This window comes from Pseudomonas sp. P1_C12 (assembly GCF_056406435.1).
The window spans coordinates 439,219-453,726 of sequence record NZ_JBFUAE010000001.1 but is presented as its reverse complement, the minus strand read 5'-3'; the positions used below and the strand labels follow the sequence as shown (position 1 = coordinate 453,726).

The following is a 14,508-nucleotide window of genomic DNA, read 5'->3' as shown; positions in this document are numbered from 1 at the left end:
GGGTTCCCCGGTTGGGTGATGTGCTGGTTTGATGCAGGTCTTGTATGCCGTCCGAATGTGGAGGTGGGCGCCGCCGATTGCGCTTAGCGCTGGTGTTCTCCTGCAAGCGCTATCAGCAAGACGCTAGGCTGACCCGGTTCTTGAAGTAGGCTGAGACTCAATTGCAGCAACGGGTCGTGGTCGAAGTGATCGGTTGGTTCAATGTGGACTACCTCGAACAGCACATAGGGCTTTTGTGGATAGGCCAGGTGGGCTTCGAAGGCTGCGCGCAATACGTGGCTCAACCGATCAACCTGTAGCTTCTCAGCGTAATCGGATTGATCGAGCAGTATTGCGCGTTGCCACGCGCCAGGGGTGAACACGATGGCCAACCGAAGGGTATTCAGTGTTTCCGGTGTAAGTGAGTCGGACATGGTGTGCCTCCGTTGAAAACGCGAAGAAACCTGTCCCGTGCGGGGAAAGATTTCCCCGCTGTGGGTTGAAGAAAATCAAGAGGGCTTACCTCACGAGTAGAGCTCGAAAGGCGCTCAGGAGAGCAGTAGGCGTTCATCACCGTAGAAACGGTCACCGTGCGAGCTACCGAACGCTAATCGCACTTGGGGAGAACCATCACCGAAGTGACGTAGTCTTGAAGGCTCTGGCTACCTGGGCAGGTGCTGTCGATAACAGCGATCCGTACCTTGTATTTAGCCGGACGACTGATATGGGTCAATCACTGTAGAGACGCTGTTTCACGGGGCTTGTCTTCTGTCTTCCAGTGAAGATTTTTCGGCTGGGCATACTGATAAACGGTCAGGCACGGGCCGTTTTCAGTAGTAGGCTGTTACTCCTGTCTCAACCATGAAAACGCTCAGAAGAGGGCGAGACCATGCCGACGCAGAACCCTGTTCATATTTCCCACGCCCACCGCTGGGCATATACCTGTGGCATGTCGATAAAGCGCGGGTATCGCATACTGAAAGCATTCGAGACCCGTTTAGCTGAGCGCGCGATGGTGGCAGATGTGCCTGCGGGTAATTTACTCGTTCGCGGGAGCTTTCTGATCGCCAAGTTCACTATGGTGGGAGCGTTGCTTTTTGTAAGTTTTTGGCTGTTCTTGTCGTTGATGACTCTAATGGGTTTGTATTGGGTAATCGTCCATCGCCGACCCAACGCCTCAAAGGACTTTTACGGGGCTCAGGCATTCGGCGATCCTTATGGTGAGTACGAACTCAATCGTGCACCGGGACAGCCTGACCTGGACGAGCATTAGTGGGTTGTCGTTAGCTTTTTCTGATTGAAGTACCTGCAGAGATCAGAGCATCAGTACCTTTCGAACCTGCATTTTGTGCACTGAGTGTCCCTTTTCCTAGCATGCCTTCTGCTATGGAGCCTACGCTATATCCGGCCCAACTCATGGCGGCTAGAAAAACCATCGGCAGCACGATGAACATCGCCCCCATTACATACTCAATGACCTGCGTCGTGACCGTCCCATCCATAAAACCGGATGTGGGCAGCGATAACAGCACTTGATTGGACGCCGAAACTTGGTTGTACAAGGTATCGAGCATGCTGGAGTCGACCCAGCGGGCGAGTTCCCACCAGAAGCTCAGCATGTGCAGCGTGAACAGAGCGAACGTCACCGTCATGACGGTCTTCAACTGGTAGGTACTGACCAACAGAATCAGCGGCAAGCTGATGATGACGCCCATGATCAGAAAAGCCTGCACCATCGGTAGGGCGGCGCGTAGCGCATTCATTGCGGGAAAATTACTGAAGGAACCCAGTGCCAATCCGGTATTGGTGGCCAGGTTATTGAGGCCCTGATTGATCGAGCCGCCGCGGGCACTGGAGCCATAGTCCTGGTACACCTGTCCGGGCGACATGGACATCGATTGCTGGCGCGGGCTGACCAGCTCACGCAGGGTGGCATCCTCGATCTCGTTGCTCGAACGACCAGTCAACCAACCTTTCAGCTGAGTCAGCAGCGAAGGATCGACCTGCTCGATCAAGCGCTCACGCAATCCGACACCGCTAGCGCTCCACCACTGCTTGCAGGTGGGGTAGCCCGCGCCATTCTCCAGCCGAGGCAAGGAGACATCGCGGCTTTCGTCATACGGCCAGCTGACGCGCGGTGTGTGTGAGCGATCCGTATCGTAGTAGCCAGGCGTATCAAGAAAATAGCTTGAGCCGATCCAGGACGCATCATGACTTTGAGCCTTGTCCAACTGGGGACGGTTGGTGAACAGCCGGGAGCGAGAATAGCCATAGCAGTCGCGGGTGAAGTCGGCGACTTCTTGCAGCAGGACCTGGCTGTTGATGCGCGAACTGTCGATCTCCATGCGCATTTGTCGGATATCCGGTGCGCAGGGGATGGAAGCGGTGGCCGCCGCGGTTACCCCTTTGCTTAAGGCATGCACCAGAAACCACCAGATCGGCACGTTGGCAGATCGTTCGCCAATGGTGTTGAAGGTGGTCCCCCAAGCGGTTTCCGCTGGCCTGGCCACACTGGCACCGCAGCGCTGGCTCGACGCATCATCGAATGCCATTGACGTGAGGCTCAACGGAAAGACCGGCGCACAGCCGAACAACACGACGATGTAGGCCAGCCACAACCGGTTCTCGATCCGCGGCACTGAGAGCAGTCCCTTGTTACCTTCATCCGCGCCTTGCTGACGGGCCGACAGCCATTCTTGCAGGATGATTGCACCAAAGGGGGCGGCGAATAGCCCAGTGTCGGACAGGACGCTCCAGAGGCCGTTATTGATGATCCAGGCCAGCAGGGAGAGGTAAAACTCCAGGTAGCTGTTGGTGCTCATGAGCATGGTGACAACCTCACAATCGGGTGAACTCGACGCAGATGAAGAGTGCGAGCCCCATTGCCCAAATGCGCTGCACGCGCAGTCGATCCTGTGGTCGATGTCGGTAGCGCCGAAGCAGGTCCCACCAGAGCGCAAAGAGAGCGCCGTAGAGCAGGGCGCGCCACCACCGCAGATAAGGTCGTGCGGATTCGAATGCCTGCTGCCATGCCTCGAAACTACCCAGCGCAGTGCGGCCGATCCAGGCGACCAGTGCGGCGCTCAGGATCATCATCGCGGCAATCCTCAGACTCGAAAGCAAAGTGAATAGCGCTGAGCGTTTCATGGCTCACTTGCGCCTGGCGTCAGCGTCATTGAGTCGGCCCGGCTCAGGATCGCCTTGCTCGACGGTGCGCGAAGCATCAGCACCGCCGGCATGCCGATCGAGCACCAAGCTGGCGGTATTGGTGGCGAGCATCTGCCGGACCTGCAGCTCGGTTTGTAGCAGACGTATTTCGCGCTCCAGGGCGTCGATATTTTTCGTCAAAGCTGTCTGGGCTGGCTCGGCTGAAGCGATGTTCGGTTCGTGACTACCTGCCAGTAGGGTGCGCAGTAGCAGGAGCGCCTTATCGAGTACGCTGGACAGGGCCGTCTCGCTGGCCAGACGTCGCGCCAGCAGATCCTGGTCGGGATCGTCGCGCAAGGCTTCGATCACGCCACGGGTCACCGGCAGTATTGGGCTCGAGGCTTTAGCCAGATTGTCAGGGGTAGGCGGCAGTGAACCCGACAGCAGCCCTTGCAGGGCCTTGAGACGTTCGCTGTAGGCCTCCTGGATCAGCGGCGTCAATCCGCTGCCAGCGGTCGCACGCAGGGTTTCGCAGGTGTCGCAGGTCGCGACTTCGCTCTCGCCCAGCACGCGAACGGCCCATTCGGACTCCTCCTGGGGCGAAGCCCATGTGTGGCAAATGGCCCCACCCAAACAGTCGCTGCTACTGATCGACGCACTGTCATCCACCGTCCGGTTATGCAGCAAGTTGTAGCCCGCGCGCACTACGTCGGAGGTCACCCGAATGGGCGTCTGCCCATTACCTCCGGCCTTTGAACCGCCGACCCAGGACACCCCATTGTTGCCGTTATGGGCCTCGGTGTTTTTCACCGCAGCCACCGCATCACCGCCGGTTTGCTCCAGGTTGCCTTGCATTTCTTGGTTCTTGGCCAGCGCGCCCCAGCCGGCTTGACCGACCTTGTCCGCCATCTTTTCGGCCATGGCCTGGCAGGTCAGCTTGGAGCGGTCGAAGTCGATGCGCCCCTGCATCACCCCGTTACTCAGCAACTCATAGAGACCGGGGTTGGCGCGCTGGATGATCAACGCCGGCAGCGACATCACCGCTTGGGTCGCGTTCTGCATGATGCTGCCCATGATCTGCTGGAAACCTTCGGTCACGCCGTTCAGTTGGTTTTGCAGGGTGTTGGTGAGGCTCATGTTTCCGCACATCATGTTCGCTCGCCATGACCCGCCGACACCGAGACCACTGGGTCGGTAGAGCGAACTCGGTGAGCCGACTGCCGAGCCGCCACCGATGGTGTACATCACCCGGTCGTCGAGCACTTCGCCTTGAGTGCCCAGGCGGTAATCACCTTCGGCGGCGTCGGCATGCGTGGTCATGGTAAGCAGTCCGTAGAGCACCAGACTCATCGTGGCCAACCAGGGTCGCGCGCGAAGCCCGCTCATGAAGCACCGCCTTCGAAGTCGATACTAAACAGAAAGGTCTGCCCCTCACGTTTGCAGCAGCTATACGGACGCCATAGCGACCAGGCATAGGCGCCATCCGCGCTCTGTACCGAATCGCTGGGGAAGATGGCGCACGTCGGTTGAATTTGGGGGGAGAGCAATTGCCATTTGTGGGTTGATGCATCGTTTTCAACGATAGGACCAGGCGGCCAGTAGCCGTCGCGTGGTATGGGTGTGAGCGGTACATACACATGTGGTTGCCAGTTGCGGGTAATCACATCACCCGCCCGTTGCGCCATGACGGCGGCCGCCTTGAAATCGTCGGGCTGTACCAGAAAGCCCTGCCGGGGATAAACGTTGCCCCACATGTTTCCCAAAGCCTGACGACCAATTTCACGGATCCCCGGCATGAGCGACTCGGGGTAAAGACTTTCCGGAATGCCATGGCGCCAGGCCAGTGAGTCCAGGGTGCTCAGGTAGTAGGGCATGAACGCAGTTGCACCGCTGGCGCAGGCATAGCCGGATTGAGAAGCCAATTGCGTTGCGGCCCAGCCACCGGGATGGCCAATACCGTCGACGTTCTTGAAGCGGGGCAGGTTGTCGCGGCGGATGTTCGGCGTGATCAGGTTGCCGCCGCCTTCAGCTCCGCTGATGGGAGAGGAGAGTGTGGCCATCTCGGTCCAGGGATTATTGCCAGTGGTGGCGTAGCTCGAGACCACCAGCTCAGGAATGAAATGACGAACCTTGGTGGAGGTTTTGACTGTGCAGCCGAAGGGCGTGCAGAGGAGCCAGAAACAAATTCCGACGACCCTGTAGTCGAGACAGCTTGGAGAAAGCACGGAGGAAGTGATGCTGGCGGTGTCCAGCGCCACGCTTGGGCCGCACGCCAGCAGGATGCTCAGCGCCAAGGGACGTAGCTTTGTGGGCGGGACTGACGAGTAGGCAACAGGCATGATCCAGGCTCTTGGTGTATGGCCTGGGCAGGTTCGGTTAGGGACTGAAGACTGTCAGTGGAAATTATGAAGGTGGATCTATCGGGTTTGTGATACGTGAGACTATTATTTGACGTGAAGGGAACTGCGCAGGATATCGGGTTCCACAAGTAACTGATCTGCGGTAATTTCGAAAATATTGGCGAGCTTGCACAGGACCAACAGCGACGGATTACCCGTGCATCGTTCGATTTGACTGACGTAGGTGCGATCCACCTCGGCCATGAGCGCAAGCTGCTCTTGGGTAAGGTTTTTCACGCGTCGCATCAAGCGGATATTTTCCGCCAGCTGCAGACGAAGCTGTTCGTAGTCTTGAGTCATGCGCGCAAATTGCGCCTTGAGGGACTCTCAATCCACGGGATATAGTCTACATTGGCATTGATCTAGGCCATTTGATGCTCATGCCTGTTATCGAGCTTTCATTTGGCTTCGTTAAGCTTTTCGAAGCTGGGCCCAACGTCTAACAATAAATCAGAAATCTAGGGTGTGTATGGACGAAAACTACATTTCAATTCCTGCGGCGGATGGTTGCCCAAGTCTTCTGACACCTTGGGGCAACGAGTTTGCCTCGATGATCGAACGTGGCGTGCAATGTGCTCAGGCTTGGCTTGACACGCCCGGCGAGATTCCACTGTGGTGGGAACTGGCGCAAACACGCAAGACCCTTCCTGTCGGTGACTGCCAGGATGCTTTTGAAGCAGGTTTTTTGTTGAGGGTTCAACAGCGGCTTCAGCGCGGCACACGGATACCTGTATCGACTTGACCACCCGTTTACATTTAGCCAAGCCTGTCGCATTGGCACAGACCAGCAGGTTACAGTCCTGAGTCACTTGTGGTTTTTAGGTGCAGCGTTTTTGTCCCGATGTTTTGCTCTGCGACTCGCGCTGCCCTCGATAAAAAGCGAGCGGGCATCAGGTTGCGCAACGGAGCCCAGATATGTGGCAGCAACCCACCGATCTCTCTCATTTTCTGCGTGGGAAACCGCACCAGCATATCTTTTAGAGGGCACATCACGATGGTAAACAAACTCGATCTGCGTCAAGAAATGAAAAAGATGCTACGTGTAAAGACTGCCATTCTACTTCGCTCGCCAGGTGACTCCCTCGCAGACATCGTCGCTTCTGATCGTGAAGCGTTCTCGGGCATTCGTGTGTTGTTCGCGAGCGATGAGGGAGGGGTTCCATTGCAGGCTCTGGGCAGGTCAGATAATCCAAATGTGCCTGTGGCTCCTCTATTTGCTGGAAAGGGCATTTTTGCATTTTCCGATGCTATCGAGAGGCAGATGAGGAGCGGCAGTGCCCCCTTGGAGTTTCCATTTTTCTCACTACTCGATACAAATTTCCTTACTGAGTTACCTGGTTTTTTTCGTCATGAAAAGTCGAAACACCGCGAAAAGGTGAGGGCGACCTTGCAGTTCATTGAAGATCAAAGCGGACGTGGTTTTGATTGGACGTTTGCGACACTGGAAAACCTACGTGAAGTTGTAAAGCCAAATAATCCATGGCCGTACCAGAAAGTTGCGGCAGCAAAGATGTTTGATGCCATGATGCACCTTCCCGAGGTTAGGGATAGAGTGCTGAAAGGGCATGCTGAACAGATTAAGGACTATATACCAGCAGCCGAGGAAATGTGGGATGCATTCTTGACGAATGGGGAGGCATGGGCCTGTATCCAGCGGCGAGATATGATGCAGTCAATAATTTTACGCGCGATGCTGGAGTGCTGGAATGGCCAAGGCGTGGATGACGGTATTCGCTGCCTGGTGGATTTCTGCCTTGATAATTTTGACCTCATGCCCTTAAAAGAGCTTTATTTTGGATGGAAGGCTCTGAGCGGATTCGCTGATAAGCAAAGTAGAATGCCCATCTTTGACGAACCCGCGTTGCGGAACCCAAACGGAGATTCGAATGACAGGATTTCCGCGCTTGCGTGGGACCTCTATATGTTTCGACATTGTGAAACGCTTATGACAGAAAAAAAGGGCAATCAGTTCATGATTCCTGTTGTAACTACGCTTGATGATGGATTGTTAAAAGCCATCAAGAGTTGTCCTCTGAGAGCACTTGTGATTCGTGATGAGGCTCGAAAAGTAGAAGCTATATTCGACGATGAAATGGACTTTGCCAATTGTCTAGATCGTGCGCTTTCGGATGAAACAAAAGCACGAATTAATAACCCAGAGCGTATGGTCAGACCGAAACGTATATCGAAGCATGACTTGAGTTATCTGATAAACAGCTTGGAGTCGGAAGTGAAGAAGGCTGCTAATGCAAGGTCGCAGCCAGGGTCGCATCATTAACAATAGAAAGTGGTGTTGAAACTGACAGAAATAAATTTTATTTAGAGTAGCCCCACGCGGGCGATGACCAGCAACTGACCACCCGGCTAGGTGTTCAATACGAATGCAATCAACTGTTCAGTTGTCGTGCAAACGTCCGGTCAGTTGCGATGCTATTTCGCAGCTCACTCTCTGAGAGCGCGATACCCGAATAGCTATTCCTATGTTGGTTCTATTCCTCGCGCTCTATCGATCCGTTCAGCTACCCGGTAAGCCGCTTCCAATTCCGAGGAGCCGTTCTCCTGCATCAGTGTCCAGCGCTCGGCCTTTTCCTCGGGCTCCGTCATGGCCAGGGCGAGGTAAAGGCTGGGTGGCACGGCCCGAAACAGCGTCTCGAGCTTCTTCGACAGCACCACTCCTTCAGTATATTTGCCCGGTTCCTTGCTGGCGGAGAGCAGCAAGGCTTTCTGTGCCGGTGTGAGCTTCTTGAAGCGAGCGATTTCTTCGATCTCCGCTGGCGGCATGTTCAAACAGATCCACCATTCGATCATGTTGAGCATGGTCTGCGCCGCAGTGGGGAAGTCGGCAAGGTTTTGCGTCGACAACCAGAACCACGCGCCGAGCTTGCGCCACATCTTCGTCCCCTTGACCACGAATGGCGCCAGCAGCGGGTTTTTGGTGATGATATGGCCTTCGTCGGTGACCATGATGATCGGTCGTCCCAAATACTGATCGCGCTCGGCGAGGTTGTTCACGGTGTTCATCAGGCTGATATAGCTGATGGACATCTGTGCCTCATAGCCTTCGCGAGCGTAAGTGGCCAGATCGACAATGGTCACATCGCTCTCGGGCCAAGGCGTGCCCTCGCGATCGAACAGTTCACCCTCGAAACCCTGGCAAAACAGGTCGATGGACTCGCCCATCTCCTGGGCACGTTCGCGACGCTTTTCCGGTAAGTGCGGGTCGGCGGCGACGCGCAGCAAGGCGTTGCGCACGTCGCGAGTCAGTACCCGACGACTTGCCGCGACACAGGTCTGCGCCGCATCGAGAATGCACTCGCGAATCAGGCTGCGGTCGGCTCGACTCAGGCGCGCTTCTTCCTTGGCTTCGCCGCCGGTGATCATCAGCCGGGCGGTGATTTCCAGTTCGCCGAGAACATCGCGATGGTCTTCTCGACTGCTTACCACCTCATCGTCCCACTCATCGATCGACAGACTCGCCACCTGATCCGGCTGCTCGACCAGGCGCCAAGCATCGACGAACGGGGCGAGACTGACCGAGGCGCCAGGTTTCAATTGGACCTTGTTGACCGACAGGCCCTGTGTCGCGAAGTAGTCGCCCTGCAAGCCGAATGAGTTGCCGGCCTCGACGATAAACAGGCGAGGGCGGTACACGGCCATGATCTGCATCAGCAGGGTGACCAGGGTGGCGGACTTGCCGGCGCCGGTGGGGCCGAACAACAGCAGATGACCATTCATGGCTCGGTCCAGGCGTGATAACGGATCAAAACTCAACGGCGAGCCGCCACGATTGAACAGGGTGATACCCGGGTGGCCGGTACCTGTGCTGCGGCCCCAGACTGGAACGAGGTTCGCTAGGTGCTGGGCGAACATCAGGCGCGTGTACCAGTTGCGCGTGTCGCGGGCCGGGTTGTAAGCCATTGGTAACCAACGCAGGTAACTGTTGCAAGCGGCGACTTCATCGCCTTCGCGTACAGGTTGCAGCCCCGCACCCAGCAGCGCGTTGGCAAGGCTGACTGAGCGCTGGTGCAGTTGCTGTTCATCGTGACCGCGCACGTAGAACGTCAGGGTGCCGCGGTAAAGCTTGTGCTGGCGGCCGATGATTGCGCGAGCCTCTTCGACATCCTGGCGGGTCTGGGTCGAGGCCAGGTTTTCACCGATGGCTTTGCGCGCCAGGCGGTTCAACTGCTCCTCAAGTACATCCTGCGGTTTGACCACCAGGGTCAGGCTCATCACCGTGCCTTCGGGTAACTGGTCGAACAGGGCATTTACCGCGTCGCCCTTGCGGGTTTCGCCAGTGAGTTGGCCAATCAAGGGCGCCCGCCGCAGCTTGTCCACCACCATGACCCGATGGGGCTGATCGTCGAAAAACCAGAGTCCGCGCTGCACATCCGAACGCGGCTCATTGAAAAATAGCCGCTCGGAAAAGTCATGGTCGAAGGGCAGTTCCAGCGACTCACCGTCGCCCGACTCCGGATAGGCCACGCGGCGGTAGAACTCCTCGGGTGCTTCATTGGTGAGCCTGGGCGCCGGATTGAACCAGGGCACTAACCAGGCATACAGACCTCGGCCATCGACTCGCCTCGATTGCACCCCACAGGCACGCAGCGAGGCACCGATCCGCTCACAGACCTGTTGCAAGGATTGCACCGGGGTGAGCCCCGTTTCCTCAGCGTCAGACTCAAGCCAGCGATAGACCGCTAGGCGTACTCGGCGGTTGTTACCGCGCCAGGGCAGGCGCGTCACCACCTTATCCTCAAACAGACCACCGGGCTTGGCGATGGCCTTCAGATGACGGCGGCTGAGTTCCAAATACGCCTCGGTGAAGATGGTGCCTCGCGCTCTGTCCTGAATATAGCCAGTGAGCCGGTTCAGGTAGGGGGTGAAGTCATTGTCGTCCTGGCAGAAAAACTGCGCCACCCAAGGTGCTTGATCCAGCTCGTCAAAGCTATCCTGCAGGGCATCCTCAAGGGCATCGCGGGCCGCCATCAGCCAATCGGGTTCGCGCCCTTCGGTACCGATAGGCAGCAACTCGAACACCGCACCCACCGAGCGATTGTCATCCAGTAGAAAACACTGCTCGGTGTCGAGGTATTCGACCCATGGCAGGTGATCGGTGAAGCTGGGGTTGTGCGCATAGAGTTCCGCTTCATCGGCCAAGGTGGCGCGAGGGCGCAATGGGCTGCGCCAGGCTTTCCACGCAGAAGTGCGGTTGTCCGCATCGCCGCTACGCACTACAGGTCTTCCTGACGTTCACCAGGCAATGCGTACTGCACACGTTGGTAGAACGGAAAGACGGTCGAGTAACCCGGGACCGGTGCCTGCTCGGTACCACTCAGATGCGGATACACGTACAGCACCAGATCGGGATTGGGCAGGCGCGGGAACAGGTTGCGGATCTCGTTCGCCGCTGTACGAGTGTACGACTCCTGGAGAGACGCGGAGACATCTGCCTGAGCCAGCGGGCGGCGTAACTGTTGCCGAGCCTCCAGCAGTTGCTGCTGAGTGCCTTGCGAACTGGCGCCGTTCCAGATGTCCAGCATGGTTTGCTTGCCATGGGGCAGCAGCGTCTCCTTGTTGGTGGAGCACCCCGCCAGGACCCAGCAGAACACGCTAATCCAGGTCAGGCATAGAGGCATGGTCTTTTTCATGGCGAACGCTCCGGCCCTTGGGCTCGTAGTCGATGGTGATCTCATGGTCGAGGTGAAGGGCGACCTGTGCGGCCGGTGGCACGTACACGGCAGCAAAGGCTTCGCCATACAGTTTGTTGACCCACTCGCGGATGTCGCTGACCCCACCACTGAGAATTGAATTCAGCGCGCTGTTGCCCGTGCTGTTGGTGACTCCGAGCGTACTGCCGCCCGAACTGATCACGCTGCTGTTGTTCTGCTCATCCCCGAGCAAGGCGGCGACACCGGCGCCGGCCGCAGTGATCAGGCTCTGGCTGCCGAGGTACTGTTGGGCGTTCGAGCGGCGCTCGCCGGCGATGCAAGGAATGCCATACGGATCGGACAGGTAACCGAGCCCGCCACGGATCTTGTCGGTGTTCGGGCTCTGGGTGGTGGAGGCAGTGCGGCTGGCTATCGCCTTCGGCTGAGGCACCGTGCGGATGGTGCCATCGGTAAACACAAAGGTGATCGACTCGACCTGTCCGCGTACGCAGGACAGGGTCCAGTCACCGGACGCCGTGCCGCTCATCACGGCCCCCGCGACGTCCGGCAGGTCGATGCCGTTGGCGGTCAGGTTCTCCGGACCGACCAGCACCTTGAAGGGATAGGGGTCATTCACGGTGCCGTCCACAGGGACTCGGCCGATCAGCGCGGTCATGGCGACCGAGCCCATCAGCGTGGCGTTTTCGGGGATCGTGTAGACCGGCTTCGCGCCTTCGGTACGATCAACGGATCGCGTCAGGTCGCGCTCACCCTGGGTAACTGCACGTAGCTGTTTCTGGCTGCGATCAATCGCGTTGTCTTTCAAGCCTTCCAGAGAGTTGAAAGCGATAGGCAGGCTCAGTGCGGAGAAAGTCGTGGTTTTGCCTCTGGCGTTGGTGGACGAAGCATCCGAGGGTTCAATCCACTGCAGCGTATCAGTGGCAGAGTGTCGCCCTTCGAACTGAGCCCCATCGCCCGGCTCTAGCCCCAATCCGATCGGCATGTCCTTGCCTTTGCCGGTCAGCCCCGACAACTGTTCCTGCAATTGCGTCAGCAGGCCGCGAGCCTGACGACTGTCTTGTTCCGCTTTGAGTCGGGCCTCGTTGGCTTGGCGGCGGCCTTCGTCGACCTGCTGGGTCACACTGCCAAGCGCGGTCTGGATACGCGAATCGACACTGTTTTCCCGCTCGCGTAGGCGGTTGTTTTCCGTCTGCAGTGAGTCATTGTGTTTCTTCAAACCGAGCATGTCGCTGCGCATGGCCTTCACCTGGCCGACCAGGGTGGCGACCGTGTCGCGTGGGGTATCGCCAGCAATGCCGAGCGACTTGGCTTGCTCGGCGGATAACTGAATATTGCCCTGATCAACTGGGTGCTCTGGAGAGGGCGTGTTGCCACCCGCGACCCAGCTTTTTAGAATGATCAACACCACGGCCAGCAGCGCAGCCGGTACCAGCCATTTGAGCAACGCGTTAGCCTTCATCGCCAGCACCTCGCGCAACGGGCGGAAGCAGCACGGCGTGTTCGAGGCTGGCACTGCGGGTGACGAGATAGGCAATCGTGGTGTCTTCAGCGCTGCCGACAGGCCCGAGGAAAGCATGCTGGAAGGTCGCGGCGAACAGCTTGGCCTGAAGCCGACGCGGATCGAGTTGTACCGTCTCTGGACCACGATTGCGCAACTTCACCGCCGTCACCCAGTAGTCACCGAGTCGCCAGGCGGCGATGGGCGTGCTGGACACGTTTTCGGTGGGCAGCAGGGTTGGCAATTCGGTGCGCAGCTTGAGTGGGACGCGGCGTACGCCGGGCAGGGATTCTACGGTGCGCAGCGGCGCGTAAAGGCTCTGCGCGGCATAACGCGTCAAAGCGACCGGGATCGGTGTACGTTCTGGAACAAGGACGGTGCTAGATTCAGCCTCGGTAGCTTGCACCTGAGCATTCTTGAGGATACGCACGGGCTCCAGCGGTTGATCGCCGGGAGTGGCCGCGATATCCAGTAGGATGATCTCGCCCGTCGCGACCGATTGCAGTTGCAGTCGGGTCGGGGCAATGGCTTCCGATGCGCGCAGGTACAGCGTCCCGCCGGTTGATTGCACACGCAGTTTGCCCGTCAGGGATGAGGGCACACCGACTCGAACATTCTCATCGACAAAGACCACCCGCTCCTGATTGATCACCAGCGGGACCGCGAGGGGAAGACGTTCCCAGTGCATCAGCTCGACGGCCTGCGCCGCAACTCCCCATAGCATCAGTACGACGGTAAGTCCCAGGGTAGAAATCCGTTTCATGGCTCACCTCCAGGCAGGGAGATTTTTTGCGGAGTGCCCTGATAACAATCCAGTGCCAGCCCCCACTTATTGCGTTCTGGGTCCAGGTCGAAACGCACTACGCGTAATGGATAACGCACCACCACCCGTTTCACCGGTTCCGCGGCGTAATACTCATCGGCGTTGAGGTCGAGCTTGACCAGCCAGCTGTCGCGGTCGAGTTGCTTGACCCTAAGCTCCGGATCTTCGCTGTAACCTCGGCCCAGAATTTCGTAGACGCCACGCACCCGCTGGCGCAGTTCGCCAGCGGCCTTGCGGTACTCGTAGTCGCCGTCGAGGAAGGCCTTGCAGGCGGGTGTCAGGTAGGACTGCAAGCCATAGATGGCGCGGCGATAATCCTGCTCGCCATCCGAGGGCCAGCGGTTGAGCTGGCCAAAGATGTACAGGGCAAAGGCATAGACATTCTCTGAGGGGATATCCCACCACTTGCGGGTGCTGCCCGAGCGCAGATCTGGGGGTACATGCACGGTCAGATCGGTCGGTGCCGTATGCCAGCCGTACCAGAGCCCGGCACAGACCAGGGCAAGGATCATTACCGCCAGACGCAGGCTGAAGATATGCGCCTGTTGGGCATCGACCTTGTTTCGAAATCGGCTCATGGCTGCCACCGGGACAGGGCAGGGCGCAGTCGACGCGAACGGCGAACCGTCCAGGCGCCGGAGTGGAGAATCAAACTTCCGTGCCCCAGGCGCCAACGGCTGGCGAGTACCCATTCGAGTTTGCGGTACAACCAGGTCTCGGGCCGGGCCCGTTTGACCCGACGCAGTAGCGTGCCACCGGCGAATAGCACCACCGCCATACTCGCGATCATGCTGGTTGGCGCCACGGCAATGGAGGCGGTAGCAATCGTCAGCGGAACGCCCAGCAGCAGGCCAATGACCGCACCGCTACCGAGCGCTACCCACATCTCATCATTGGTCAAACCGCGCAATACGGCGGGATCACGATTGAGTCGCTCTGGGAGAAAGACCAAGGTGCCGTCAGCAAGGCGTTCGATAGTGTCGTTCATGCCAA

At 58.1% G+C, this 14,508-nt stretch carries 15 protein-coding genes; 3 read left to right on the top strand and 12 right to left on the bottom strand.

The features are described from left to right. Positions 1 to 83 precede the first annotated feature (83 nt). Positions 84 to 413: a hypothetical protein gene (locus tag AC1D19_RS02155; protein ID WP_477762209.1), complete on the bottom strand. Its 330-nt coding sequence runs from the start codon at positions 411 to 413 to the stop codon at positions 84 to 86. A 455-nt stretch (positions 414 to 868) separates the two neighbouring features. Here AC1D19_RS02155 and AC1D19_RS02150 point away from each other — a divergent pair, with 455 nt between their 5' ends. Further along, positions 869 to 1,252 carry a DUF3742 family protein gene (locus AC1D19_RS02150; protein ID WP_477762208.1) on the top strand — a complete coding sequence of 128 codons (384 nt, stop codon included), beginning with the start codon at positions 869 to 871 and terminating at the stop codon, positions 1,250 to 1,252. 10 nt (positions 1,253 to 1,262) lie between these two features. On the opposite strand, the gene AC1D19_RS02145 is transcribed toward AC1D19_RS02150, so the two are convergent. From AC1D19_RS02145 to AC1D19_RS02125, 5 genes are all read right to left on the bottom strand, one after another. After that, positions 1,263 to 2,807 (bottom strand): conjugal transfer protein TraG N-terminal domain-containing protein, encoded by a 1,545-nt coding sequence (locus AC1D19_RS02145; RefSeq protein ID WP_477762207.1) that lies wholly within the window; start codon positions 2,805 to 2,807, stop codon positions 1,263 to 1,265. Between the two features lie 10 nt (positions 2,808 to 2,817). Further along, the gene (locus AC1D19_RS02140; RefSeq protein ID WP_477762206.1) at positions 2,818 to 3,126 is read right to left on the bottom strand and encodes a hypothetical protein; all 309 of its coding nucleotides are present in this window, start codon (positions 3,124 to 3,126) and stop codon (positions 2,818 to 2,820) included. A 3-nt stretch (positions 3,127 to 3,129) separates the two neighbouring features. Next, a complete protein-coding gene (locus tag AC1D19_RS02135) occupies positions 3,130 to 4,512 on the bottom strand; it encodes an integrating conjugative element protein (RefSeq protein WP_477762205.1) in 1,383 nt (460 codons plus the stop codon). Next, entirely contained in the window at positions 4,509 to 5,465 is a 957-nt protein-coding gene (locus AC1D19_RS02130; protein ID WP_477762204.1) for a TIGR03756 family integrating conjugative element protein, read from the bottom strand. The genes AC1D19_RS02135 and AC1D19_RS02130 overlap by 4 nt, the downstream gene beginning before the upstream one ends. Before the next feature lie 105 nt (positions 5,466 to 5,570). Then, positions 5,571 to 5,825: a helix-turn-helix domain-containing protein gene (locus tag AC1D19_RS02125; protein ID WP_123722475.1), complete on the bottom strand. Its 255-nt coding sequence runs from the start codon at positions 5,823 to 5,825 to the stop codon at positions 5,571 to 5,573. Between the two features lie 169 nt (positions 5,826 to 5,994). Here AC1D19_RS02125 and AC1D19_RS02120 point away from each other — a divergent pair, with 169 nt between their 5' ends. Together AC1D19_RS02120 and AC1D19_RS02115 are read left to right on the top strand one after the other, a co-directional pair. After that, on the top strand, positions 5,995 to 6,267 hold the full coding sequence (locus tag AC1D19_RS02120) for a LasR-specific antiactivator QslA (RefSeq protein WP_123722476.1): 273 nt from the start codon (positions 5,995 to 5,997) through the stop codon (positions 6,265 to 6,267). Positions 6,268 to 6,519: 252 nt separating this feature from the next. Then, positions 6,520 to 7,803: a hypothetical protein gene (locus AC1D19_RS02115; RefSeq protein WP_477762203.1), complete on the top strand. Its 1,284-nt coding sequence runs from the start codon at positions 6,520 to 6,522 to the stop codon at positions 7,801 to 7,803. A gap of 200 nt (positions 7,804 to 8,003) precedes the next feature. Here the strand turns inward: AC1D19_RS02115 and AC1D19_RS02110 are convergent, their stop codons facing one another. The 6 genes from AC1D19_RS02110 to AC1D19_RS02085 are packed head-to-tail and all read right to left on the bottom strand — an operon-like array spanning position 8,004 to position 14,503. Further along, positions 8,004 to 10,757, bottom strand: coding sequence for a conjugative transfer ATPase (locus tag AC1D19_RS02110; RefSeq protein ID WP_477762202.1), 2,754 nt, complete (start codon positions 10,755 to 10,757; stop codon positions 8,004 to 8,006). Then, positions 10,757 to 11,173: a TIGR03751 family conjugal transfer lipoprotein gene (locus AC1D19_RS02105; RefSeq protein WP_477762201.1), complete on the bottom strand. Its 417-nt coding sequence runs from the start codon at positions 11,171 to 11,173 to the stop codon at positions 10,757 to 10,759. Before AC1D19_RS02105 ends, AC1D19_RS02110 begins: the two co-directional genes overlap by 1 nt. Continuing rightward, complete coding sequence (locus AC1D19_RS02100; protein WP_477762200.1) at positions 11,136 to 12,653, bottom strand: TIGR03752 family integrating conjugative element protein; 1,518 nt, start codon at positions 12,651 to 12,653, stop codon at positions 11,136 to 11,138. Before AC1D19_RS02100 ends, AC1D19_RS02105 begins: the two co-directional genes overlap by 38 nt. After that, positions 12,643 to 13,455, bottom strand: coding sequence for a TIGR03749 family integrating conjugative element protein (locus AC1D19_RS02095; RefSeq protein ID WP_477762199.1), 813 nt, complete (start codon positions 13,453 to 13,455; stop codon positions 12,643 to 12,645). Before AC1D19_RS02095 ends, AC1D19_RS02100 begins: the two co-directional genes overlap by 11 nt. Next, a complete protein-coding gene (locus tag AC1D19_RS02090; protein ID WP_477762198.1) occupies positions 13,452 to 14,093 on the bottom strand; it encodes a PFL_4703 family integrating conjugative element protein in 642 nt (213 codons plus the stop codon). Before AC1D19_RS02090 ends, AC1D19_RS02095 begins: the two co-directional genes overlap by 4 nt. Beyond that, positions 14,090 to 14,503 carry a TIGR03750 family conjugal transfer protein gene (locus AC1D19_RS02085; protein ID WP_477762197.1) on the bottom strand — a complete coding sequence of 138 codons (414 nt, stop codon included), beginning with the start codon at positions 14,501 to 14,503 and terminating at the stop codon, positions 14,090 to 14,092. The genes AC1D19_RS02090 and AC1D19_RS02085 overlap by 4 nt, the downstream gene beginning before the upstream one ends. Positions 14,504 to 14,508: the final 5 nt, after the last annotated feature.